Raw genomic sequence first — 24174 nt, forward strand, 5'->3', positions numbered from 1 at the left:
GAAACAACGAAAGTCAGAGGGCCAGGCTTTCTGGCGCCGTCTCGATCAGCTGGGCCAGATCCTTGAGGAATGCGGCGGCATGGGTGCCATAGATGACCCGGTGATCGGCCGTGAGGTTCACCTGCATCTGGCGTTTGACAGCAATGGAGCCATCCTTGCCTGCCACCACGGCTGGACGGGAAGCCGCCACGGCCAGGATCGCCCCTGTGCCCGGTGGCAGGATCGCGTCGAAGCGGTCGACGCCATACATCCCCAGATTGGAGAGGGTGAAGGTACCGGTGCTGTACTCCTCGGGCTTGAGCTGCTTGGAGCGGGAGCGAGCCACCAGGTCGGCCCACGAGCGCGAGAGGCTGTAGAGATCGGTGCGGTCGGCCGCGGCCAGTACCGGAGTGATCAGACCTCCATCATCCATGGCCACCGCCACGGCGACATTGATGGCGGGGGGATAGATCATGCCGGCCTCGCTGAAGGATGCATTGACCTGGGGGTGACGGGCTAGGACCACACCCACCGCCTTGGCGAGCAGGGCCGTCATGGTGACACCCTTGCTCTTCACCGTCTTGGCGAACGCATCGAGCCGGTCGGTGGTGATCGTGTAGCCCACGTGGAAACAGGGCACTGCCAGGCTGGCCAGCATGCTCCGGTTGACCGCCGCCTGCAGCGTGTTGAAAGCCACCGTGTCGCCAGGGTTGCCGAAGGTCTGACCGACGGGAGCCGGTGCCGCTGAGCCGTTGGCAGACCCGGCGGCGGCAGGCGTGGCCGAGACCGCCGGAGCAGTGCCCTCCGCCACGCGGGGCAGGCTGGCGGCCTGACCAGCGGCCCGCTCAACGTCTTCGGCCTGGATGCGGCCATGGGGGCCACTGCCCCGCAGGCTTTCAAGAGCCACACCCAGCTGAGCGGCGAGCTTGCGCGCGCGCGGGGTGGCCACCAGCCGCCCGCCGCTGGCCACAGGAGCAGCCACTGGTTCGGGCACTGCCGTAGCCACAGCAGCCGGAGCCGCTGCAGCAGCAGCGGCAGGAGCAGAAGCGGCAGCAGCCAAAGGGGCTGGGGCCTCCGCAGGTGCTGCCGCAACCGGAGCAGCCGTAGCCGGTGCCGCCGGCGCCGAAGCCTGAGCCGCCGCGATCTCTGCCTCGGTTTCAACTATCAGGCCGATGGTTTCACCGACCGGGGCGGTGCCGCCGGAGGGAAGCAGCACCGAAGCGAGGAAGCCCTCCTGAAAGGCCTCCACATCCATGTCGGCCTTGTCGGACTCCACGACCAGCACCGATTCGCCCCTCTCGACGCGATCACCGGGCTTCTTCAGCCACTCCACGATCTTGCCCTCCGTCATCGTGGAGCTCAGGGCGGGCATGAAGATTTCGTGGGTCGCCAAAGTCCTGATCCCAATGCAGGCTGCGTCAGGATTTTACGTGGGAACCCTCCGAGCACCGAGCCAGAAGATCAGCCCCCCTCGATCGCCTCCACCACGCCGTCGCGCACCAGCACTGCCACCTGCAGCTTTTCCACCAGATTGTCGCCCACCTTGATCTTGCAGGTGCCCTCGATCTGGCCCTGGTCGACGATCTGATCGAACTCGAGATCGCGCACCTGGCGCTGCTGCTCCAGCAGGGTGCGCTTCTGGTCCTCGAACTCGGCCCGCTTGGCCGCCACCTGCTGCTGCACGGAGGCAACCTGCTCCTGTACGCGCGGATCGAGCGGGTTCAGGCTCTGTCGGCGGATCTCATCCACCAGCTGCTGGCCCTCCTGCTCCAGCTGGGAAAGCTGTTGATCACTGTTGCTCAGAGCGGCACTCAGCTCCCGCTCGGCGTCCTCCTTCCAGCGGGGGGTGACCACGGCCCGCACCGTGATCGTGCGCTTGATCGTGAGGTTGTGGCCTTCAGTCATGGGAGGGGGATCGCAGAGACCAGGCTCTCAGCCAGGCGTCCAGCGGTCAACCGCGGGGGGCGGGGAGCTCAGGCCTGGTAGATCGCCTCGATGGCCGCTGCGTCGCGGTCGCTGATGCGATCCCGGCGTTGCTTGAGGGTCTGGGTAAGCAGCCCATTCTCGATCGAGAAGGGCTCCACCAGGGCAACCCCTGCCAGGCGTTCATCGGGCCGCGATCCGGACCTGGCCGCCAGCAACCGGTTGAATTCACCACTGAGGGCCCTCAGCAGGGCCCGATCGGCTACTGAAACAGCTCCACCCGGGTCGGTCAGCTCCCGCGCCCTGGCGAAGGCGGCCAGCGGCTCCGGGCGGGGAACCACCAGGGCAGCGAGCTGACGGCGGTCCTGGCCCACCAGCATCACCTGCTCCACCAGAGGATGGGCCACCAGGGCCTCCTCCAGAGGACCCGGCTCGATGTTTTCGCCACTGCTGAGAACGATTGTGTCCTTGGCCCGGCCGGTGAGCACCAGGGTTCCATCAGCCAGAAGCTGGCCCAGATCGCCCGTGTCGAACCAGCCGGCGCCATCCAGCACTGCGGCGGTGGCCTCGGGCTTGCCGAAGTATCCAGCCATCACCTGGGGGCCCCGGGCGAGAACCCGGCCCCGCTGGCGCCAGCCCAGCGGCGCGCCGCTCTCGGGATCGACGATGCGCAATTCCGTATCCGGCAGGGGCTGCCCCGCACTGCCACGACGGTTCCGCCAGGGTCGGCGACAGGCCAGCACCGGGCTGGTTTCGGTGAGTCCATAGCCCACGAGCAGCTCGATGCCGATCGCTTCGAAGAAGCCATCCACATGCAGGGCAAGTGCACCTCCACCACTGATGGCCGTGCGCAGGGCTCCGCCCGAGAGCTGCTGGCGCACCTTGGGCCAGAGCAGGGCAGCAGCCAGGCGGTGCCCCGGCCAGCTCAGCAACCAGGCAAGCCCTGCGCCCAGACGTCCTGGCGGCGATTCGGGCTCCAGGGTGAGATCAAGGGCGCGACGGCGCGACTGGCAATGCCAGCGGCTCAGCCGCAGGGCCTGGCGGATCAAGCCCTGACGGGAGGGAGGCATGGCCTCAAGGGCGTCCTCAAAGCCGGCCAGCAGGGCCTCCCACAGCCTCGGCACGCTGATCATGTACTGCGGCCTCACCCGCTGGAGATCAGGGCGCAGATGCTTGAGGGTGGTGTAACTCTGGCGGCAGCCACAGGAGAGCAGGAAGTATTCGGCAGTGCGTTCGTAGGCATGCCAGATCGGCAGCACGCTGAGCACTCGATCGGCCGGGCTTGGAGCCACAGCCACCCCCAGGGTGCGCAGCTGGTGCAGCAGATTGGTGTGACTGAGGGGGACACCCTTGGGTCGGCCAGTGGTGCCTGAGGTGTAGAGCAGGGTGGCCAGGCGCTCAGGGCCCCGGCTCGGCAGTGGCGGCACGGGGGCGTTCTCCCCACGGCCCAGGGTCTCGAAGGCCTCCCAGCTCAGCTGACGCGGCCCAGGTGATGAGGTGCTGCTGTCGGTTACTGGAGCTTCGTCTTCCAGCAGCACCACGAAGCGCAGCCGGGCCAGGGCTCCGGGCTTCTGGGCCAGACGCTCCAGCAGAGCCGCGGACTCCACCACCATCCCGACGGCCCCGCAGTCGTCAAGGATGTAGAGGAGCTCCTCCAGAGGTGCGCTGCTGCCGCGCACGGCATCCGCCGCCCCGCAGCGCATGATCCCCTGATCAGCCACCAGCCAGCGGGGACTGTTCTCCGCGAACAGGGCCACCACCTCGCCCTCCCCCAGCCCAAGGAGCGTGAAGGCCGCTGAAGCCCACTCGATGCGGGCGTTGAGTTCGCGGAAGGAGAGCTGCTCCGGCGGACGGGCGTGGGGGGCATCGAGGGCGATCGCCTCGCCATGACGCTGGGCGAGGATCGGCCAGAGGCCCTCCAGCCCCTGAAGTCCATACCAGTCATCACGCTTGGACAGGGCCTGTTCATCGAGCCGATCCCCCGACCAGAGAATCGAGGCTGTGCTGTCTGAAAGCCTGCCAGCAGAGGCCTTGCCGTCCATGGTTGCGTCCTGAGCGTGGCCCAGGCTTATCACCGCCAGGGCAGTTCCGTGGGCTTCGGTGGCCGGAGCACCAACCCGAACCGCCGGGCCAGGGACTGGCGCAACAGGATCTGAACCGTCGCGGTGGTCAGCCCCGGGCACCAGTCGCTCAGTCGCGTCACCCCATGACCCGTCAATCCGCAGGGGACAATAGCGCTGAAACCCTCCAGCGGGCAGGTCACGTTGAGAGCCAGGCCGTGCTGGCTGATCCAGCGGCGCACACCCACGCCGATCGCCGCCACCTTCCGCCCTTCCAGCCAGACACCGGTCAGGCCCTTCTGTCGCTCTCCTCGAAGCCCGAGGGCTGCCAGCACCTCCAGCACCGCTCCCTCCAGGTCGCGAAGGTAAAGGTGGAGATCGCCGCCGTGGCGCTGCAGAGCCAGTACCGGGTATGCCACCAACTGGCCGGGGAGGTGGTGGGTCACCTCGCCACCGCGGTCAATGCGGAAGAGGGGGGCGGGAGGATCGGCGGGATCGAAGCGAAGGAATCCCTCGCTGGCGCCGCGGCCCAGGGTGTAGCAGGGGGGATGCTGGAGCAGCAGCAGAGCTTCTGGGCCATCGGGGTCGCTCAGCAGCCGCGCCTGCAGCTGCCGCTGCCAGGCCCAGGCCTGGTCAAAAGGCACGGGCAGGGGTGGTTCAACAAGGATTGCGTCGAGGGCCGGAGTCATGTGCGAAAGGCTTCCTACAGTTGAACCACAACGACCAGCGAGGGGACTGCTCGATGAAGCTGTTGATTCACGGCCGCAATCTCGATGTCACGCCGGCGATCCGCGATTACACGGAAGCGAAGCTTGGACGGGCCATCAATCACTACGAAGGGCTGGTCAAAGAAGCCGATGTTCATCTCTCCGTGGCGCGCAATCCCAGGGTGGCGCAACAGACCGCTGAGGTCACGGTCTTTGCCAATGGGGTGGTGATCCGTGCCCAGGAACGCAGTGAGAACCTCTACGCCAGCATCGACATGGTGGCGAGCAAGCTGAGCCGTCAACTCCGCCGTTACAAGGATCGCCTCAGTGATCATCACGGAGCCGGATCAGCAGCAGCCATTGGCGACGATACCGAACCCCCCAGCCTGGAAGGAGTCCTTCCCCATGATCTGATCGCCGGCCGGGAGCCGACCCTGCCTGTTCCCGCCGTTCGGCGCAAGTACTTCTCAATGCCTGCCATGAGCCTGGATCAGGCCCTGCACCAGCTGGAGCTGATCGACCACGATTTTTATGTGTTCCGGGAGGAATCCAGCGGTGGTATCCAGGTGGTCTATCGCCGCAACCATGGTGGATTTGGTGTGATCCAGCCGAAGGAATCCTGATCCATCCTGACTCCCCTCGGCCCCGGTGATGCGTGACTCAAGGTTCAGGGGCCCCTTGCCCGATCTGGCCCCACTCATTGAACATGCTCTCCTGGATCCTCACCGGGGCCTGGAGCATGTGCACCAGGCCTGTGATCAGGCGCGGCACTACGGCTTTGCGGCAGTCTGCGTTTCATCTCGCTGGGTTGCTGCCGCCCGCGAACGGCTCGGCGGATCTGGCAGCGTCAAGCTGGTGGCCGTGGTGGCCTTCCCCTTCGGCGCGGTGCCGGCCTTGATCAAGCTGGCAGAAGCGGAGGCCGCCGCCAGCGCTGGCGCTGACGAGCTTGATGTTGTGCCCGATTACGGCGCCCTTGCCGATGGAAATGGCAGTCTGATTTATCAGGAGCTGGGGACGATCGTGGAACTCGGCTTGCCGGTCAAGGTGATTCAGGACGTGGGACGACTGGATCCCGCCGCCCTGGAGCTGCTGGTCGAGGCCTCGATCGATGCCGGAGCCGCCTACCTCAAGACCGGCAGTGGCTTCGGATCTCCCGTGACCCCAGAGCAGGTGGCCCACTTGCGCGAGCTGGCCAGGGGGCGGGCGGGAATCCAGGCTTCCGGTGGCATCGCCGTGCTGGAGCAGGCCTTTGATCTGGTGGCCGCCGGTGCTACACGCCTTGGCACCAGCCGCGGAGTGGCCCTGATCGAGGCCATGCGCGCCCCGGCCTGATGCCCGAGGAATCGCTGGAGGGTCTCTCGCTGAAATGTGGCCCCCTCGGAGAGCACGACCGGCTGCTCACCCTGCTCAGCGAAGGAGGTGGCCTCAGCCGCCTGGCGGTGCCTGGCGCCCGGCGGCCCCGCAGCAGCCTGGCGGCGGCCGTGCCTCTGTCCCAGTTGCGGCTCCAGGTCGGCGGTGGCCGTGGCCTGCGGCGGGTGCGCCAGCTTCGGGTGATTCACAGCTTCAGCCAGCTAGGCCAGCGCCTCGAAGCCCTGGCAGCCGCCCAGTCGCTGGCGGAGCTCTGCCTGCGCCTGGTGCCCGACGGGGATGGGGTGGCCGGAGCCCTCGACGACCTAACCCTGCAGCTGCGTCGTCTGGAATCGGTGGTGAGCGAGCGTCAGGACAGCCTTGAGGCGCTGGCGATCGCCGTGCAAGGGCATGTGCACCTGCTGGCGCTGGGGGGCTACGGGCTGCCGCTGCAGCGCTGTGCCCGCAGTGGTGAGCCCCTGGCCCCTCCCCTGGGCAACCGCGAATGGCGCTGCAGCCTGCTGCCCAGCGAGGGGCTGGCGATCGGCTCGGTGGCCGGGGCGATGCTGGTGCTGAACGCTTCTGAATTGGCCCTGCTGCAACGGCTGCCACGACCCGGATTGCCCCGCTGCCGGGACGGCAGCCTGATGGGACCGGCCTGGGTCTGGCTGCGGCTGCTGGAACTGTTGCAGGTGTGGTGCCAGGAGCACCTGGGCTGCCGGGGGAAGGCCCTGCGCCTGCTGCAGGGCTGCTTCAGCTCCGTGGCTAAGGAGCCCCATGGCGCTGCGCCATCATTGACTCCGAACGAATGACACCTGAAGCGGATTGTCCCGGCCGACCGCCACGCCCCTTCCGGAACCTTCCGAAGGCACCAGCCCAGCCACTGAAACGGGCCCCGCCTCCGGATCAGACCCGGAGTCTGGATCGGGCACCCCCGGTCTGCAGGCCGTGCTGGCCCTGCCCGAGTTCCGGAGGCTCTGGCTTGGGCAGGTCTTCTCCCAGCTGGCCGACAAGTTCTACATCGTGCTGATGGTGTTCCTGATCGCCCAGTACTGGGTGACGGACACCCCCCAGAACAACATGGTTCTGGCCGAGGCGGCGGCCAGTCTGAGGCTTGATCTGGACACACGAGCCCAGATGATCACCCTGCTGGCCACGGGGATCTACGTGGCGAACACCGTGCCGGCGATGGTGCTGGGCACAGTGGCCGGTGTCTGGGCCGACCGCTGGCCCAAGCGCCAGGTGATGGTGGCCTCCAACGGACTGCGAGCCGGGCTCACCCTGCTGGCCCCTCTTGCTCTGTTGCCAGGGCCCCAGTGGCTGGGGCTGAGCTGGGGCTACTGGGGTCTGGTAGTCATGACCTTCCTGGAGTCCGTGCTCACCCAGTTCTTCGCACCGGCCGAGCAGGCCGCAATCCCTTTGCTGGTGCCAAGGCCGCGCATGCTTGCGGCCATGTCGCTGTATCAGGCCACCAGCATGGGGGCCACCATCGTGGGCTTCGCCATCGGTGATCCGGTGCTGCGGCTGCTGCGCTCCAGCCTCAAGGAGATCGGCATCGGCGGCGGGGAATTCGTCCTGCTGCCGCTTTGCTACGGGCTGGCGGCCCTGTGCATCAGCACGATCCGGATGGAGGAACCGGAACGGGTGGAGCGGGGCACCAGCGTCTGGAGTGAGATCGCCGAGGGAATCGAGGTGCTGCGCGAACGGGCAAGTGTGCGGAGGGCCCTGCTGCAACTGGTTCTCCTGTACAGCATCCTGGCGGCGCTCTATGTGCTCGCCATCAGCCTGGCCTCCGCCATCGAAGGGCTGGGACCGACCCGCTTCGGCACCTTGCTGGCCATGAGCGGCGTGGGAATGGCCTGCGGCGCCCTTGGTGTGGCCCAGCTGGGCCAGGGCCTCAACCGCCGGCGCATGGCCTCAACAGGCCTGATGCTGATTGCCTTCAGCCTGGTGCTGCTTGGCCAGGGACGGGGAAGCCTTCTGCTCACTCTCGGACTCTGCGGCCTGCTCGGCATCGGCGCGGCGCTGGTGGCCATCCCCTCCCAGACCACCATCCAGGACGACACCCCGGAAGCGATGCGCGGCAAAGTCTTCGGTCTGCAGAACAACCTGATCAACGTGGCACTCAGCCTGCCCCTGGTACTGGCCGGAGCTGTGGTGAGCCGCTATGGACTGATGCCGGTGCTGTGGGGACTGGCAGCGATCACCCTGGTGGCGGCCCTGATCGAGAAGCCCTGGCAGCGCTGCTAGCGTTCTCTCCAGGTCGAGGCCTGAATTGTTGGCCCACATCGCGTGGCTGGGTAAGAAGTCACCCTTCTGCGGCAACGTCACCTACAGCCTCTCAACCACCGAGCGGCTCCGGCAACACGGCCATCAGGTCAGTTTCATTCATTTTGATACTCCCGCCACTGGCCTCGGGCGCTCCTTGGATCCCGGCCAACAACTGGACGGGATTCAACCGCGGAGCCTGGTCCCAACGGATTACCCCCGGGCTGGGGCTGATGAGGTGGCTCTGCCTTACCTGGTCAAATCCCAGGTGTACACGATTCCCTCGCCGGGAGCCCAGCGGGAGCTGAGGGAATCACTGGAGCGCCTGCGCCCCGACCTGGTGCACGCCAGCCTGACGCTCTCCCCCCTGGATTTCCGCTTGCCGGATCTCTGCCAGCACCTGGGGGTACCGCTGGTAGCCACGTTCCATCCCGCTTTCGACGCCGGCTTGCGCAACATCACCGCCGGAACCCAGCAGCTCACCTACCAGCTCTACGCCCCGGCCCTGGCCCGCTTCGATCGGGTGATCGTCTTCTCTGAACTTCAAGCAGAGGTGCTGGCCAGACTGGGCGTGCGCGAGGAGCGGCTGGCCGTGATCCCCAACGGGGTTGATCCCGGTCTGTGGTGCCCCCCCGATCCGGCGGCACCATCGCGGGAACTGGCCAGTCTCCGGGACCGCCTTGGCCAGCGCCGCCTCTTCCTCTACATGGGACGGCTGGCCACCGAGAAGAACGTGGAAGCGCTGCTGAGGGCCTGGCGGCTGGTGCGGCCGGCAGGCTGTCTGCTGGTGATCGTCGGTGATGGCCCCCTGCGCCAGGCCCTGCAGGGCAACAGCGACGAGCAGGACGTGCTCTGGTGGGGCTACGAAGCGAACCTGCACCAGCGGGTGGCTCTGCTGCAGGCAGCCGATGTCTTCCTGCTGCCCTCCTTGGTTGAGGGGCTCTCCTTGGCCCTGCTGGAGGCAATGGCCAGCGGCACCGCCTGCGTGGCCACCGATGCCGGCGCCGACGGCGAAGTGCTGGAGGGAGGCGCCGGCATCGTGATCAGCACCCAAGGCGTGACCACCCAGCTGCGCACGCTGCTGCCGGTGCTGCGCGATCAACCGGTGCTGACCGCCGAGCTGGGACGCCGGGCCCGGGAGCGGGTCCTGGAGCGCTACACCCTGGCCCGCAACATCAAGCAGCTCGAGGAGCTCTACGCCGAGCTGGTGCCCCAGGGCAGCCTTGCCGCCTGAGCCTCAGCCGATCGCCGCTTCCAGTCGCTGGCGCAGCTCGGCAGTGAGCTTCTCCACAGCCCCGCGGCGGTCGCGGCGGTAGACGGTGCTGCTCTCGCCCACATCGATGGGCTCCGCCACCACCACGCGCACCCGCCAAGGACCAAGCAGAGGCGGACGCTCACCCTCACGGCCACGGATCCAGGCGATCGCCCGCCAGAGGATCATCAGTACCTCCCCGTAGCGGTCGATGCTGGGCTTCTCGGCCACATAGGAGCCGCTCACCGTGGCGAAATGCTCCACCAGGCGCATGTGGCCCATGCGGATGTCCGCTTCCCGCGCCGACCAATCGACCAGGCAACGCTCCACCTCGGACAGATCGTCCAGGTCGTCGCGGTAGATGCAGGCCCAGCCCGCCTGCTCGATGCGGCGACAGCGCTCGCTCACGCTGCCCCTGGGGGAGAGCTGGAAATGGGCCTCGGCCACGGCCAGAGCCTGCTCTCGCAGTCGGCTCAACCGCTCGAGGAAGTCAGCGGCTGGAGCGCACTCCTCCTCAGCCGGCTTCCAGGGCGCGCCATCACTGCGCTGATAGAAGCCCTCCAGCAGGGAGAGCAGCCGCTCCGAGAGGGCGATAAGCCGTTGGTAGCGCTGCTGCTGGGCCTGGTCGGGATCAGCGGGCAACGGGGAGGCTGCCATCGTGGATGTGGCCGTCGGGGAGGTGGTGGATGGGCCGAGCAGGTCTTCCAGGCACCCCAGCAGGCGATCGATAGGTCCCCAGTCGTCGCTGGTGGAGAGGTACTGAAGCCCTATCGGCACGATCAGCACCCGCTCGTGGCGCCCCTCCGCCGCCAGATCCTCACAGCACCAGAAGGCCATCTGGGCCAGGCCTGGCTCCAGGGGACTGAGCAGCTCGCCGTGGTTGTTGGTGGCGCCCTCCGGGGCGATCGCCAGGGGGAAGGGGCCGTGGGCGAAGAGATCGCGGGCCGTCTTGAGGGCAAGACGGTCCAGCTTGCCCCGCTGGATCGGGATGCCTCCCAGCTTCGAGAGGATCCAGCCGGCGGCCTCCCCCGCCCAGAGGGGAATGCCGCGGTCGTAGAGAAACTGGCTGTGGACCGGGGCCTTGAGGCTCAGCCCAGCTGCTCTGGCCGCCCGGGGCACCTCCCGCCAGAGCAGCTGGGCCATCACCAGCGGGTCAGTGGTGCTGGGATGGCGGAAGGCGATCAGCAAGCGGCTGCGGCCGCTCTGGGCCTCGGCGAACAGGGCGGCAAGGCACTCACTGCCGCTGGTCTCGAAACGCACCAGACCCCGGGAGCGCAACAGCATGGGCAAGGCAGCCCGGCAGAGCCGGTGCACCCAGCGGCTGTACTGCGGCGGGATGAAACGAAGAGCCGGTTGGGCGGCCAGGATCCCGGCGCGGGGCATCAGCGGTCAGAGGGAGGCGTTAACGGGCGCTGTAGCGGTCGGATACCACCGACCAATCCACCAGGGACCACCAGGCATCGAGGTAGTCGGCGCGACGGTTCTGGTACTTGAGGTAGTAAGCGTGCTCCCAGACGTCGTTGGCCAGCAGCGGTGTGCCGCCCCCGGGGACCAGGTCCATAAGGGGGTTGTCCTGGTTCGGGGTGGAGTTCACCTCGAGCTTGCCTTCGGAATCGGTGATCAGCCAGACCCAGCCTGAGCCGAAGCGAGCCAGGCCTGCGGCCCGGAAAGCTGAGCGGAACTGCTCGATCGAGCCGAAGTCACGCACCAGGGCCTCCTGCAACTCCTCACTGGGCTCACCCCCCTGCCCGGGCCGGGTGAGGGAGGCCCAGAAGAATGAATGGTTCCAGTGGCCACCAGCGTTGTTGCGCACGGCCGCCGTGGCCTTGGAGGCCCGCGCCAGCAGGTCCTCCAGGCTGAGACCCTTCAGGGCCGGATCCCTGGCCACGGCGGCGTTGAGATTGTCCACGTAGGCCTGGTGATGGCGGTCGTGGTGGATCGTCATCGTGGTGGCATCGATCGCCGGCTCCAGGGCATTGGCGGGATAGGGGAGAGCCGGGAGCGTGAAGGCTGGCGCCGCCGCCCAGGCCCCCTGGCCAGGCCATAGCAGCAGCACAAGCAGCACCAGCAGCGGCGGAACGGCCCCCAGGGCACCAAGGATCCGTCGCATCGTCCAGGCCCGGGTGATCACCAGCCAAGTATGGACATATCGCCAGCCAACGCTGGAAAACGGACCCTGGCTGCCTCTGCGAAGTTCAACCCAGCTCGGCGCAGCAGGCAGCAAAGGCGGCAGCTGGATCGGCGGCGGCACTGATCGGCCGGCCGATCACCAACCGGCTGGCTCCCGCACTGAGGGCGGCCGCAGGGGTCATCACCCGCCTCTGATCACCAGCCGCCGCCCCGGCAGGACGGATGCCGGGGGTGACCAGGGCAAAGGGCTCGGGGTGGGCGCGGCGCAAGGCCGCCACCTCCTGGGGGGAGCAGACCGCCCCACCGATGCCGGCGGCCACCGCCAGCGCCGCCAGACGGGGCACGTAGACCTCAGGAGATTCCGCCACCGCCAGCTCGGCCTTGAAGCGTGACGCCTCCCAGCTGGTGAGCACGGTGACCGCCAGCAGGGTGGGCGGGTGAAGATCCTCCAGGGCCGCCCCCTCGAGAGCACCGGCCTGGGCCGCCTCAAGAGCTTCCCGGCCTGCGCTGGCATGGACCGTGATCAGCTCCGCTCCGAGCCGGGCGGCGCTGCGGCAGGCCCCGGCCATGGTCACAGGGATGTCGTGGAATTTGAGATCGAGGAACACCCGCAGGCCCTCGCCTCGCAGCTGCCGCACCACCTCGGGGCCAGCGGAGCAGAACAGCTCCAGCCCCACCTTCACCACGCGCAGATCGGGAATCGAGGCCACCAGCGCCAGGGCAGAGGGGGCATCGGGCCGATCGAGCGCCAGGATGATCTTCTCGGCAGCTGGCCCTCCGGTCCCAGGAGTGCTCGTGGTGCTGACGCTCACGCCACCAGCCGCAGGAAGGTCTTCTTGCCCAGTTGCAGCACCCTGCCCTCCAGCTCGGAGGCGGTGCTGAAGCTGCGGTTCACATCCGTGAGCTTCTCGCCATCGAGGCGCACCCCGCCGCCCTGAATCTGGCGCCGTGCCTCACTGCTGCTCACGCAGAGGCCGAGGGCGCTGAGCAGATGGAAGGCCTTGGCGGGGAAGCTGAGGGCGGCGAGCGAGGCCTCCGGTACAGTCCGGGCCGCCATCTCTCCGGCCACCAGGTGGGCAGCATCGGCCTGGGCGGTGCTCGCGGCGTCCAGGCCATGACACGACGCCGTGATCGCCAGAGCCAGGGCCTTCTGGCGCTCCCTTGGGCTTGTTGGCCAGTGGGCCGGATCCAGGTCGGTGAGCAGGGTCAGATACTGATCAGCCACCGCATCAGGCACCTTTTCCAGCTTGGAATACATCGCCAGCGGCCCCTCATTCAGGCCCACGGAGTTGCCCAGGCTCTTGCTCATCTTCTGCACCCCGTCAAGCCCCGGCAAGATCGGCAGCAGCAGACCGAACTGGGGCCGCTGGCCGAAGTGGCGCTGCAGGTCGCGGCCCATGGCCACGTTGAATTTCTGATCGGTGCCCCCCAGCTCGAGGTCGGAGGCCACCGCCACCGAGTCGTAGCCCTGGAGCAGCGGGTAGAGGAATTCGTGCAGTGAGATGGGGGTGCCTGATCCATAGCGGTTGGCGAACTCCTCCTTGGCCAGCATCTGACCCACGGTGGACGTGCCCAACAGCTCGATCACCTGGGGCAGATCCAGACCTGCCAGCCACTCACTGTTGCGGCGCACCTCCAGCCGGCCGGGAGTGGTGAAATCGAGCAAAGCCCGCTCCGGAGGTTGCCCCAGTCCCAGCTGAACCAGGTAGGTGTCGGCATTGGCTTCAACCTCGGCCGCGCTCAACTGCACCCTGGTGGCGCTCTTGCCGCTGGGATCCCCAATCCTGGCGGTGAAGTCGCCGATGATCAGTACCGCCGTGTGGCCGGCATCCTGGAAGGCGCGCAGCTTGCGGAACAGGATCGAGTGACCGAGATGGATGTCGGTGCCGGTGGGATCGATTCCGAGCTTGATGCGCAGGGGACGCGCGTCATTGGCGGCCTGCTTAAGCCGCTCAGCCAGGGATTGATCCGGATCCCCCGGCGCTCCGGCGGGAAAGAGATCGGCCAGTCCACGCTCCAGCCAAGGCGGCAAACCCTCCCCCATCCGTGCACCCTGCGTCAGGTCGGATCGTAGGAAGCCGCCGGCCAGGCTCAGGCGCTGGCCTCCAGTTCGCGCTTCATCCGCTCCAGGGTCTGGTGCATCTGAGTGAACATCTGCTCAGGCGTCATGCCGAACTGCCCCAGCTGGGTGCGCAGCTGCTCCACGGTGAGCTTCGCCTGGAAATCCTCGGAGAGCTCGAAGCGTTTCATGAACACCTGATAGCGGCCCATCAGACTCTCCATCTGGTCGATGAACAGCTTCTTGCCTTCCCGGTCGAACTTGCCGTAGTCGCCCCCCAGCTGGGTCATCTGCTGGTAGTCGGTGAACAGCCGCTTGGCTTCATCCTGAACGATCTCGGATTCGAAGAAGGCCATGGGGCGTGCCAGGCGTGAGGCGATGACCACGATTCTGAGGGCCTCCAGCGCCCGGGGCGAGTACGGATTGGCGTAACAGCCAGGCCGCAGCCGCTAACTTCCCTCCAGTTGCGCGGAGCCTTCCCAGCGCCATGGCCAAGGGGCACTGGTTGGATCCCCTCGCCCGCAGCCTGCTGGAGGCCACGGGTCAGATTCGCCGTGGCCCCAAGCGCCAGAGGCCCGAGAGCCGCGAGCCCCTAAGCAGTGAGCCGGAAGGCCTTGTGCCGGAAAGCCGTCGCGACGACAGCGTCGAGCGCGACCTGCTGGCCCTCAAACTTGCCCATAATCCCGGCTTGCGCCTTCGCAGTGCTGAGGAGGTGCGCCAGGCCGCTGCCCTTGGCTGGCGTCTGGATGTGAACCGTGCCACCGCCGCCGACTGGCTGCGCCTGCCGGGCTGCACTCCCAGTCAGGTGGATCTGCTGCTGCGCTTGCAGAACGGTGGCGTGCAGCTGAGCGGGACGGAGGATCTCCAGAACCTGCTCCATGTCGACGGGGAGCTGATCCGCAGCTGGACGCCGTTGCTGGAATTCCGCTGGTATGGCGACCCGCCGGCGGCACGCCCGGCACCGCTCGATCTGAACCGCTGCAGGGCCGAGCAGCTCGGGGCCCAGCTCGCTCTGGACGAGTCCCGCTGCCGGCGCCTGCTGCAGGAGCGCAGCCGGTCACCGTTCCGCGACCTGGCCGATCTCCAGCAGCGCTTGCAACTCCCTGCCGAGCTGGTGGAGGGCCTGATCGGGCGGGTGTGCTTCGGCCAGGGACCCATCGGCCCCGAGCTCCCCAGGCCGCCCCGGCCGCCGGCCTCCCGCTGAGCATGACAAGGGGACGCCAGCAGGAACTGTTCCAGGGGGGTTCCCCCGGCTGTGGCGGCCCGGCCCCAACGGCGCCTCCCCTGCTGCGAGACCAGCTGATCGAGTGGCAACGGCGCCTGGCTGAGTTTCAAGGGCCGCTGTTCGAGGGCAGCACCAGGGAGCATCAGCAGGCCAGCCTCTTTGGCGCCGACCACAGCACCGGCTACAGCTGCCAAGAAGATCCCGAGGGGCGAGCCAACCGTTTCGACCCCCTGGCCTTCCAGGCTCAGAACCTGCAGTTCTGGCGCTGGCCAGAACCACCCCAGCTGGGTCCTGCCCTCTACCTGGTGATGGACCGACCGCCGCGGCTGGCCACGCCGCTGCTGCTCTACGTGGGCGAGACCGGCCAGGCCGACCGGCGCTGGAAAGGTGAGCACGACTGCAAGGGCTACTTGGCGGCCTATGGCGAGGCCATGGGCCAAGCGGGCCTGGAAACCCGCTGCAGCATCCGTTTCTGCTGCGACGTGCCTCCCCGTGTGCGGCCACGGCGGGCCCTGGAGCAGGCCCTGATCCGCCGCTGGCAGCCACCGTTCAACAAGGAGACCCGCCAGCGCTGGAGCACCCCGTTCACCAGCGATCCCGTCTGAGCGCCGTCGCTACGATCGCGGCCCGATGACCGGCCCCCATGGAGTTCAGCTGTCCCTCCGCCCCGCTGGCCGAATGGAGCGGTGACACCCTGGGTGTCGGCCTGTTCCAGGGCGAGACGGGCGAGCGCCTCGTGGCCCTCGAGGCACGCTTCGGCCCCGGACTGCAGGCGCTGCTGGAGCGCCAGAGCTTCAAGGGCAAGCCAGGCGAGTGCGTCACCCTCACCCAGCTCCAGCCCACTCCCCTCCAACTGGTGCTGGTGGGGCTGGGAGAACCGGGCCGCTTCGATCTCGACGCCCTGCGCAGCGGTGCGGCCGCCATCGCCACTGCTGCGGGTCCTGGCCTCAAGCTGGGTCTGGCCCTGCCCGCCGAGGGGCTTGACCCTCGTTCAGCGGCGCGGGCCATGGCCGAGGCCGTCCGCCTGAGTCTTTACGTCGATCAGCGCTTCCGCAGTGAGGCCGACTCCAAGCCCATCCCCGAGGTCATCAACCTGCTGGGCCTGGCCAAAGGGGCCGCCGCCGGTCTTGAGGCGGTAGCGGCCACCTGCGCGGGCGTGGAGCTGGCACGGCAGCTGGTGGCGGCCCCACCGAACGTGGTCACCCCCCAGGCCCTCGCCGACACCGCCGCGACCATCGCCGGGGAGTTCGGCCTGGAGCTGAAGGTGCTGGAGCGCTCCGATTGCGCGGCCCTCGGCATGGGCGCCTATCTCGGGGTGGCCCAGGGCTCCAGCCTGCCCCCCAAGTTCATTCATCTCACGTACCACCCCGAGGGCGAAGCCAACCGGCGGCTGGTGTTGATCGGCAAGGGCCTCACCTTCGATTCCGGCGGATACAACCTCAAGACCGGCGGCTCCCAGATCGAGATGATGAAGTACGACATGGGCGGCAGTGCCGCGGTACTCGGGGCCGCCCGGGCAATCGCCGAACTGCGGCCCGCCGGCGTGGAAGTGCACATGATCGTGGCCGCCTGCGAAAACATGATCAGCGGCGAGGCGATCCATCCGGGCGACATCCTCACCGCCTCCAACGGCAAAACCATCGAGGTGAATAACACCGATGCGGAGGGCCGCCTCACCCTCGCCGATGCCCTGGTGTACGCAGCCAAGCTGGAACCTGATGCCATTGTGGATCTGGCCACACTCACCGGGGCCTGCGTGATCGCCCTGGGCGAGGAGATCGCCGGCCTGTGGTCTGCCAGCGACAACCTGGCCGAAGCGCTGGTTGAGGCGGGCCGCAGCAGTGGAGAGGCCTTCTGGCGGATGCCCTTGCAAGCCTCCTACAAAAAGGGGCTCAAGAGCCCGGTCGCCGACATGAAGAACACCGGACCCCGCCCCGGCGGGGCCATCACCGCCGCGCTGTTCCTGCAGGATTTCGTGCCTGCCGATCTGGCCTGGGCCCACCTGGACATCGCCGGTACGGTCTGGAGCGACAAGGGACGGGGCCTGGACCCCGCTGGTGCCACAGGCTTCGGCGTCCGCACCCTGGTGGAGTGGGTGAGCTGCGGGGGCGCGGCTTAGGGTTGGCACCGCTGACGCCGGACTCCGACGCCATGGCTGCTCAGAAGATCCGCTGGTACATCCGCGCTCAGCTGGGGGTCCTGCTCCTGCCGCTGGGTCTCTGCCTGGTGGGAGAGGCCATCACCCGCCGCACCCTGCAACTGGCGGCGCTCAATCAGAAACTGGCCGAACCAGGTCCCTGGTTCTGGTACGGAACCCTCGGCCTGATCTGCGTGACCGCAGGTGTGGGCCTGATGGTGGAAAGCGGCCTGCTGCGCGGTTACCCCCGCAGCCCCCGCGCCGGGGCTGGCAACCCCAACTGAGAGGTTCAGGCAGCCACAGGACTAGCCGACGAGCCCATCAAAGACTGGGGCTCCCGACCGCTCGGATCCCTGGGCTTCTCCAGCACGCTGCCAGGTTCCTCCAGTTCATGAATCTGCCAGCGGGCCCGCTCGCCAAATGAGGCCAGCAGGCGATCCAGATCATCAACCGCTTGCTTGGGACTGGTGTAAGGCCCGATGTGGCGAGTCACCAGACCGTCCCGGATCGTCAGCAGATACATACAACCCACGCAACCTTGACTCCGTATGGATTTACCGTAGGTGGCGCGCACGGATCTGGGAAGGGTCAGAGGATTCCTCTTTCAGCCAGCCGGCACTGATTTCAGATTTTCTGACGCCACGGCAGCGATCCACGAGCACGTGAGCCCCAGACCTGATCAAGCCTCCGGTCGCGGCCGCAGGACCAGCGGTAGTACCTGTACTGCACCTTGTTGCGATCGGCGTAGTTCTGGTGATACGGCTCGGCGGGCCAGAACTTGGTGAGCTCCCGGATCTCCACCTTGATGGCGCTGGGCTTGAGTCCCAGCTCCCGGGCGGCCGAGGCCAGGCTGGTTCGGGCCTGATCCCGCTGGACGGTGCCGCGGCTGAAGATCACGGGCCGGTAGCTGGGGCCTCGGTCGCAGAACTGACCGCCGCCATCCAGGGGATCCACGTTCCGCCAGTAGGCGCGCAGGAGCGAGGGCAGATTGATCCTTGCCGTATCGAAGCGGACGCGCACACTCTCGATGTGGCCGGTGCCGCCAGCCGTCACCTGGCGATAGGTGGGGTTGCTGACACTGCCACCGCTGAAGCCGCTGACCGCCTCCACAACCCCAGGCAGGGATTCCAGATCGTGCTCAAGGCACCAGAAGCAACCGCCGGCCAGCACGGCCTCCTCGACGGCAGCCACCGCTGGTGCGGCGGGGAGGACCAGCAACAGCAGCGTCAGCAGCCATGGAACGAGCCCCATGGACAGCCTGAGCCGGGGCGCTTCAAGCTGGAATGGCCTGGCTTCAGACCCTGGGCCGGAGCCGTCCTGGCGTCTGAGCGATGGCTTCACGTCTCGGATCCCGTCAGCTGATCGAGGATCTCACAGGCCGCTCGACAGGTCACACCCGGCTCCCCAAGCAGGCTGCGCAGCCGGCCATAGCCCTCCAGCATCCGGGTCCGCTCTGGGCTTGGGTCCAGCAGGGGCAGCGCGGCGGCCACGATCGCCTCTGCGGTCAGGTCGTCCTGGAGCAGTTCCGGCACGAGCCGCTCCCCAAGTACCAGGTTCACCGGAGAGATGTGGGGCACGTTGAAGCCCAGCAGCCGTTGGGCCACGAAGGCTGTGACGCGGCTGAGCCGGTAGCCCACCACCTGGGGAACGCCGCGCAGGGCCAGCTCCAGGTTGGCTGTTCCCGATTTGGTCAGGGCCAGATCGGCGGCAGCACAGAGGACCGGCTTGAGGGCATCGGCGCGATCGGCTGGAATCACCGTGGCATCTACCCCTGCCCGCTCCAGTTGTTTGGCAAGCGGAGCCTCGAAGCTGGCCAGCCCGGCCGGCACCATCACCCGCAGCCCTGGACGCATCCGCTGCAACTCGGCCGCCGCTGACACAAGCGACGGCATCATGTACCGCATCTCCTGGGGGCGGGAAGCTGGCAGCAGCAACAGCAGCTGCTGGCCAGGGGTCAGTCCGAGCTCCCCGCGGGCCTGTTCAGGGGTGGGCGGGGAGCCGAGGGTGTCGAGCAACGGATGGCCGACCCAGGTGACCCGTGCACCGCGGGAGGCATAGAAGCTGGCTTCCTCAGGAAAAATCGCCAGGATTCTGTCGGTGAAACCGATCAGACGAGTGGTTCCCCCCTCCCCCAGGCGGAAGGCCCACTCCTGGGGTGCGATGTAATAAGTGATCGGCACCGCAGGGAAGCGGTGGCGAATACGACGTCCCAGGCTCACATTCGCCCCCATGTAGTCGATCAGCACCACCCCGTCGGGAGGACAGCTGGAGAGCCAACGTCCCACCCGCCGCTGCAGCCGCAGGGTGGGCAGCACCAGGGGCAGAGCCTCCCAGAGTCCGATCGCCCCCATCGGAGCGGTGTTGGCCAGGAGATGGGAGCCGGCCTGGCGCATGCGCTCACCACCGAGAGCATCGATCTGGAGGGGCAGATCCCGTCGCTGGGCTTCGGCGTGAAGAGCCTTGATCAGCAGACCGCCCTGAAGATCCCCCGACACCTCACCGGTGCTGATCAGCAGCCGCACCATCAGCGCTGGTGGGGCAGGGGGCCGCGGCGTCCTGGGGCAATCGAGGCCTCTAGGAAGCTGCAGAGTTCTTCGGAGGCCGGAAGGAGGGTTTCGGCGCGGATGTGGGCCAGGGCCTCCGCCAGCACCTCATGACTGCGGTAGAGCCGGTTCCACACCGCCAGAAGCTGTTTGAGCTCGGCTCCGCCCTCCCGATCCACCAGGCCATTGCGCTTGAGACCGATCCGGTTGAGACCCCGCAGCCGGCCGGGGTGCCCCTCAACGATCGCGAACGGAGGCACATCGCGGTCGATACGGCTCATCCCCCCCACCATCGCCAGTTTGCCGATGTGCACGAACTGGTGGATGCCCAGCACTCCACCGATCACCGCCCGATCGCCGATCACCACGTGCCCGGCAATCGCCACGCTGTTGGCCACCACGATCCGGTTCCCCAGCAGGCAGTTGTGACCCACATGGCTGTAGGCCATCAGCAGATTGCCGCTGCCAAGACGCGTCTGCTCACCATCGGCGGTGGCCCGGTTGATCGTGACGCACTCGCGGATGGTGTTGTCGTCGCCCATCACCACCTCGGTTGGGGCACCGCCGTACTTGAGATCCTGGGGTTCGAGGCCGATGCAGGCGCCGGGGAAGATGCGGTTTCCAGAGCCCATCGTGACCCGGCCATCGATCACCACATGGGGACCGATCTGGCAGCCAGCGCCGAGCTGCACCTCGGGGCCGATCACGGCAAAGGGGCCGATCTGGACACCCTGGCCAAGCTGGGCGCGGCTGTCGACCACCGCGGTGGGGTGAATCGTGGTTTCCACGGCTGTGCGGATCATGGCCTCAGTCAACCAGGGAGAACATCAGTTCCCCGGAGCACACCAGGCCTCCATCCACAGTGACTTCAGCCCTCACTTTGCCGAATCGCTTGCGTTTGAGACTTAGCAGTTCGCAGCTGATGCGCAATTGATCACCGGGCACCACCGGCCGGCGGAAGCGCACCCCGTCGATGCCGGCGAACACGAACAACCCCTTGGGCAAATCCGGCATCTGGGTGACGATCAGGCCACCCACCTGGGCCATGGCCTCCACGATCAGGACGCCGGGCATCAGGGGGCGGCCAGGGAAATGGCCCTGGAACTGGGGCTCGTTGAGGGTGACGTTCTTGAGTGCCACCGCCCGCTTGCCCGGTTCGTACTCGATCACCCGATCCACAAGAGCGAAGGGATAACGGTGAGGCAGCAGGTTCAGGATCTGCTCGGAGGTGAGCAGGGGGGCGTCAGCGGGAGGAACGGACAACTGGCTTCAGGTCGAGCGGGACGGAGCGGCCAGGGCCGCCGCCAGGGCAGTGTGCAGTCCGTGGGATCCACGGAAGGCGAAGACCTGGGCCTGGGGCAAGCCCGCCAGCGCCAGGTCCCCCAGCAGGTCCAAGAGCTTATGGCGCACCGGCTCCTGGGGGAAACGCAGGGGGGGGTTAAGCCAGCGATCCCCATCACAGACCAGAGCACTCTCCAGATCACCACCCCGGATCAGGCCAGCGGCACGGAGTTGATCGATCTGTTCGCGGAAGCCGAATGTGCGAGCTGGCGCAATCTGCTCCACGAAGGCGGCGGGTGTGAGTTCAAGGAAGTAGAGCTGACTCCCAATGGCGGGCTGGCTGAATTCGATCGCTGCGCCGATCCGGGGAGCATCGCTGGGCAGGGCGGTGGCGAAGCTCAGGCCCTGCTGGAGGGTGATCGGAGCATCCAGGGACCTGAGGGGCGCTCGGGGGCCCAGGTGCTGCAGGCCCGCTGCGGCGATGGCCTCGACCCAGGGCAGGGCAGAACCATCGAGCAAAGGAATCTCTTCACCCTCCACCAGCAACTCCACATGGGAAAGGCCTGTTCCTGCCAGCGCCGCCAGCAGGTGCTCCACCGTGGCGAGACGGCGCTGATCGAGGCGGAGCGCCGTGCACAGCTGGGTGTCGCTCACCTGGGACGGGTGAAGCTCCACCGGCTCCAGTGCCGGGGCATCCAGCCAACCCACCACGTAGCCGGGTCGCTCGCTGGGCTGAAGGCGCACTCGGCAGGGGCTGCCACTGTGCAACCCAACGCCTGTGCGCTCGACCGCCGTCGCCAGGGTCCAGGCCTGGCTGTAGTCCTCAGGCCAGACGATCACTAGAACTTCCAGCCCACACCGAGGTTGAAGCGCCAGTCGCCGGTGAAACCCTCGCTTGCCACCTCCAGGCGCAGGGGACCCACCGGTGTGGTGACGATCAGGCCCGTACCAACGGAGAAACCACTGCCGGGCTTGTCGAGAAGCGAACCAGGATTACCAGGCACACCCGACTGACTGCCGAAGGTGGTGCCGCCATCAACGAACAGCTCGCCGCTGACGATGCTGAACAGGGGGAAGCGGTATTCGATCGTGAATTCGCCAAAGCTGCGTCCAACGCCCAGGTCGCAGTCGGCGTAGCCGCGCACGGAGTTGGAGCCACCCATGCAGAAGGCTTCGTAGGGCGGCAGATCACCGATGTTGGTGCCGGCAGAGAACTGGAACGCCAGGGTCTGCTTGCAATCGGGAGTTTCACCCGGCTTCGGCCGGCAACCCTTGTAGAACTGCAGCCAGTTGACCGGAATGAAGTAGCTGTAGCTGGCCCGCAGACGGTTGAAGGTGGGCGAATCGGGGCCGACGGAGACATATTGCTCGGTGCCGACGCTGAGGAAGGAACCGGAGGTGGGATTGCGGGGATCGTTGAGATTGTTGCGGGTGGCGGCCACCCGCAACGCCACCAACTGGTTGCTGCGGGCACAGTTGAAGGCGATGCAGATCACATCGTCAACCGGGGCGTCCGAGCCATCGAAGTTGTTGGTGCTCACACCGAAGCGGCGGTTGGAGCCGGTGAAGTTCATCGGCGTGACTTCCTGGGCACTGGCGCCTAGAACCACACTCCAGAGCGCCCGCTTGAAGGGGTTGCCGCCATTGAGGGGGCGCACGAACTGGATGTTGCCTCCAGCGCGCTGAATGGCTACGGAATTGCCTTCGTAATCAAACCAGCTGTTGTTGGGCGACTGCGACTCGGCTTCGGACACCGAGCGGAACGTCTTGCTCTCGGGGTTGTTGTTGTTGTTGATGTTGTAAGCAACATTGGTACCCGGAGCTTTGTAGAAGTCCGAGACCGTGTTGATGTTGCCGTTGTCCTGGCTCTGGAAGACCTGGGGAACGTCGCGGCTGAGGAACACCCTGGCTCGGAACGCCGTGCGATAGGCATCTCCTTTGATCCAGGGATCAGTGAAGGAGATATCGGCCAGACCACCGAACTGCCCATAGGTGAAATTGACCCCGAGATCCCAGGCCCGGCCGAACAGGTTGCTGTCCTGGAGCTGAATCTGGCCGAACACCCCCTGGCTCTGGCTGTAGCCGAGGCCGCCGGAGAGGGAACCCGACGACTGCTCGACGATGCCCAGGACGATCACCACTTCACCAGGCTTGGCCGGCACGGGCCGCAGGGTCACCTTGATGTCACCGAACAGGCCAGTCCCGTAGAGACGCTTGATGTCGTCCTCGAGGTTGCGGCGGTTGAATGTTTCGCCCGGCTTGATCGAGATCTCGCGGCTGACGACCCAGGGCTTGGTTTTGCCACGGATCGGCTCCCCCTTGTCGTTGGTGGCCGAGCCTTCCTTGTTGAGGAACTGAACCTCCACCCCCTCGACGGTGCCCTCGCGCACGTTGAGCAGGACGGTGCCATCGGGACTCACCCGATTGGGACCGGTGACCCTCGCCAAGGAGTAGCCCTGATCGGAATACCACTTCTGCAGCTCCTGCATGCGGGATTGCAGGGTGTTGAGGTTGAGGGTTCTGCCGTAGTCAGCGGCGAAAGTATCCGCCAGGACAGCTGGCGGCAGCTTGACCTTGGCGGCGTCGAACTCGACCTTCTGCAGCACCGGGTTGGCGGTGGTGATCACCACCACCTGCACCCCAAGGGGGCCATCCACAGGCTGGATGCGCACATCCGAGAACCAGCCGCTGGCGTAGATGGCGGAGAGGTCCGTCTGCAACTCGCTGCGCGTGACCCGGCTGCCGGGCCTCACCACCATGGCGTCGTAAACGGCCAGCTCCAGGCGCTCACGCTCGGGGTGACCTTCAAGACCCTGAACCACCACCTCACTGACTAGGACCCGCGGTTCATCCGGCTTGGCCGGGGTGAGGCTTTCGGGGCTGATCGAAGTGGGCGCGCCGGCAGGCGGGGTTGCAGGCGTTGCAGCAGGATCGGGAACAGGGGTGCCGGTGTCTGGGGTGGACGGTTGATCCTGAGGAGCCGTGGTGTCAGGAGCCGGTTCGCCGGCGTCTGGAGCGGCAGGGGTCGGCTCTGCCTCTGAGGCGGGAGCGGGATCTGCGGCCTGGGCCACTTCAGCAGCCGGCTGGCTCTGGGCAGCGGCCCTCAGGGGATGCAGGACCGCAAGGAGTGCCAGCAGGGGCAGCCCCAACCAGACGGTCAGCGGCATGGGACGAGGCCCAGCCTCGGAGAAAGCAGTGCCAGTGCGGGCGTTGGTGATGACACCCATGGGTCTCCGAGTCAAAGCGGCAGTGCCGCAAATTGC

25 protein-coding genes are annotated in these 24174 nt (G+C 67.1%); 9 read left to right on the top strand and 16 right to left on the bottom strand.

Features of this window, described 5'->3' with window-relative positions:
• Positions 1–13: 13 nt before the first annotated feature.
• The 4 genes from KBY77_RS07815 to lipB form a co-directional block, all read right to left on the bottom strand.
• Positions 14–1372, bottom strand: coding sequence for a dihydrolipoamide acetyltransferase family protein (locus KBY77_RS07815; RefSeq protein ID WP_255102978.1), 1359 nt, complete (start codon positions 1370–1372; stop codon positions 14–16).
• A 68-nt stretch (positions 1373–1440) separates the two neighbouring features.
• Positions 1441–1884 carry a YlqD family protein gene (locus tag KBY77_RS07820; RefSeq protein WP_255102980.1) on the bottom strand — a complete coding sequence of 148 codons (444 nt, stop codon included), beginning with the start codon at positions 1882–1884 and terminating at the stop codon, positions 1441–1443.
• Positions 1885–1952: 68 nt separating this feature from the next.
• A complete protein-coding gene (locus KBY77_RS07825) occupies positions 1953–3944 on the bottom strand; it encodes an AMP-binding protein (RefSeq protein ID WP_255102981.1) in 1992 nt (663 codons plus the stop codon).
• Positions 3945–3973: 29 nt separating this feature from the next.
• On the bottom strand, positions 3974–4651 hold the full coding sequence (lipB, locus tag KBY77_RS07830) for a lipoyl(octanoyl) transferase LipB (protein WP_255102982.1): 678 nt from the start codon (positions 4649–4651) through the stop codon (positions 3974–3976).
• A 53-nt stretch (positions 4652–4704) separates the two neighbouring features.
• Here lipB and hpf point away from each other — a divergent pair, with 53 nt between their 5' ends.
• Genes hpf through KBY77_RS07855 form a run of 5 tightly spaced genes read left to right on the top strand, consistent with a single transcriptional unit; the run spans position 4705 to position 9518 of the window.
• Entirely contained in the window at positions 4705–5292 is a 588-nt protein-coding gene (gene hpf / locus KBY77_RS07835; protein ID WP_255102983.1) for a ribosome hibernation-promoting factor, HPF/YfiA family, read from the top strand.
• A gap of 28 nt (positions 5293–5320) precedes the next feature.
• Positions 5321–6001, top strand: a complete 681-nt coding sequence (gene deoC, locus KBY77_RS07840; RefSeq protein ID WP_255102984.1) for a deoxyribose-phosphate aldolase — start codon at positions 5321–5323, stop codon at positions 5999–6001.
• On the top strand, positions 5998–6828 hold the full coding sequence (gene recO, locus KBY77_RS07845; RefSeq protein WP_399212517.1) for a DNA repair protein RecO: 831 nt from the start codon (positions 5998–6000) through the stop codon (positions 6826–6828). Before deoC ends, recO begins: the two co-directional genes overlap by 4 nt.
• A gap of 13 nt (positions 6829–6841) precedes the next feature.
• Positions 6842–8266, top strand: coding sequence for an MFS transporter (locus KBY77_RS07850; RefSeq protein WP_399212471.1), 1425 nt, complete (start codon positions 6842–6844; stop codon positions 8264–8266).
• A gap of 28 nt (positions 8267–8294) precedes the next feature.
• Positions 8295–9518, top strand: a complete 1224-nt coding sequence (locus tag KBY77_RS07855) for a glycosyltransferase family 4 protein (RefSeq protein ID WP_255102986.1) — start codon at positions 8295–8297, stop codon at positions 9516–9518.
• A 3-nt stretch (positions 9519–9521) separates the two neighbouring features.
• Here KBY77_RS07855 and KBY77_RS07860 read toward each other — a convergent pair whose 3' ends face one another.
• From KBY77_RS07860 to KBY77_RS07880, 5 genes are all read right to left on the bottom strand, one after another.
• Positions 9522–10919, bottom strand: coding sequence for a 1-acyl-sn-glycerol-3-phosphate acyltransferase (locus tag KBY77_RS07860; protein WP_255102987.1), 1398 nt, complete (start codon positions 10917–10919; stop codon positions 9522–9524).
• A 19-nt stretch (positions 10920–10938) separates the two neighbouring features.
• A complete protein-coding gene (locus tag KBY77_RS07865) occupies positions 10939–11646 on the bottom strand; it encodes a superoxide dismutase (protein ID WP_255102988.1) in 708 nt (235 codons plus the stop codon).
• Positions 11647–11731: 85 nt separating this feature from the next.
• A complete protein-coding gene (gene pyrF, locus KBY77_RS07870; RefSeq protein ID WP_255102989.1) occupies positions 11732–12478 on the bottom strand; it encodes an orotidine-5'-phosphate decarboxylase in 747 nt (248 codons plus the stop codon).
• On the bottom strand, positions 12475–13710 hold the full coding sequence (gene tyrS, locus KBY77_RS07875; protein ID WP_255102990.1) for a tyrosine--tRNA ligase: 1236 nt from the start codon (positions 13708–13710) through the stop codon (positions 12475–12477). Before tyrS ends, pyrF begins: the two co-directional genes overlap by 4 nt.
• A gap of 47 nt (positions 13711–13757) precedes the next feature.
• On the bottom strand, positions 13758–14081 hold the full coding sequence (locus tag KBY77_RS07880) for a DUF1825 family protein (protein ID WP_255103167.1): 324 nt from the start codon (positions 14079–14081) through the stop codon (positions 13758–13760).
• A gap of 131 nt (positions 14082–14212) precedes the next feature.
• On the opposite strand from KBY77_RS07880, the gene KBY77_RS07885 reads away from it, so the two are divergent.
• From KBY77_RS07885 to KBY77_RS07900, 4 genes are read left to right on the top strand one after another with little or no spacing between them, the layout of a single operon-like run.
• Positions 14213–14929: a hypothetical protein gene (locus KBY77_RS07885; protein ID WP_255102991.1), complete on the top strand. Its 717-nt coding sequence runs from the start codon at positions 14213–14215 to the stop codon at positions 14927–14929.
• 2 nt (positions 14930–14931) lie between these two features.
• Positions 14932–15555 (top strand): GIY-YIG nuclease family protein, encoded by a 624-nt coding sequence (locus tag KBY77_RS07890; protein ID WP_255102992.1) that lies wholly within the window; start codon positions 14932–14934, stop codon positions 15553–15555.
• A 38-nt stretch (positions 15556–15593) separates the two neighbouring features.
• On the top strand, positions 15594–17069 hold the full coding sequence (locus KBY77_RS07895) for a leucyl aminopeptidase (RefSeq protein ID WP_255102993.1): 1476 nt from the start codon (positions 15594–15596) through the stop codon (positions 17067–17069).
• A gap of 32 nt (positions 17070–17101) precedes the next feature.
• Entirely contained in the window at positions 17102–17371 is a 270-nt protein-coding gene (locus tag KBY77_RS07900) for a hypothetical protein (protein WP_255102994.1), read from the top strand.
• 5 nt (positions 17372–17376) lie between these two features.
• Here KBY77_RS07900 and KBY77_RS07905 read toward each other — a convergent pair whose 3' ends face one another.
• The 7 genes from KBY77_RS07905 to KBY77_RS07935 form a co-directional block, all read right to left on the bottom strand.
• Positions 17377–17610, bottom strand: a complete 234-nt coding sequence (locus tag KBY77_RS07905) for a hypothetical protein (protein WP_255102996.1) — start codon at positions 17608–17610, stop codon at positions 17377–17379.
• Between the two features lie 101 nt (positions 17611–17711).
• Complete coding sequence (msrA, locus tag KBY77_RS07910; protein WP_255102997.1) at positions 17712–18338, bottom strand: peptide-methionine (S)-S-oxide reductase MsrA; 627 nt, start codon at positions 18336–18338, stop codon at positions 17712–17714.
• Between the two features lie 86 nt (positions 18339–18424).
• Complete coding sequence (gene lpxB / locus KBY77_RS07915; RefSeq protein WP_255102998.1) at positions 18425–19612, bottom strand: lipid-A-disaccharide synthase; 1188 nt, start codon at positions 19610–19612, stop codon at positions 18425–18427.
• On the bottom strand, positions 19612–20433 hold the full coding sequence (gene lpxA, locus KBY77_RS07920; RefSeq protein ID WP_255102999.1) for an acyl-ACP--UDP-N-acetylglucosamine O-acyltransferase: 822 nt from the start codon (positions 20431–20433) through the stop codon (positions 19612–19614). Before lpxA ends, lpxB begins: the two co-directional genes overlap by 1 nt.
• Positions 20434–20437: 4 nt before the next feature.
• Positions 20438–20893 (bottom strand): 3-hydroxyacyl-ACP dehydratase FabZ, encoded by a 456-nt coding sequence (gene fabZ, locus KBY77_RS07925; RefSeq protein ID WP_255103000.1) that lies wholly within the window; start codon positions 20891–20893, stop codon positions 20438–20440.
• A 6-nt stretch (positions 20894–20899) separates the two neighbouring features.
• Positions 20900–21751 (bottom strand): UDP-3-O-acyl-N-acetylglucosamine deacetylase, encoded by an 852-nt coding sequence (gene lpxC / locus KBY77_RS07930; RefSeq protein ID WP_255103001.1) that lies wholly within the window; start codon positions 21749–21751, stop codon positions 20900–20902.
• A complete protein-coding gene (locus KBY77_RS07935) occupies positions 21751–24078 on the bottom strand; it encodes a BamA/TamA family outer membrane protein (RefSeq protein WP_255103002.1) in 2328 nt (775 codons plus the stop codon). Before KBY77_RS07935 ends, lpxC begins: the two co-directional genes overlap by 1 nt.
• Positions 24079–24174 lie beyond the last annotated feature (96 nt).

Source organism: Synechococcus sp. Cruz-7E5, from assembly GCF_024345995.1.
Classification (GTDB): domain Bacteria; phylum Cyanobacteriota; class Cyanobacteriia; order PCC-6307; family Cyanobiaceae; genus Regnicoccus_A.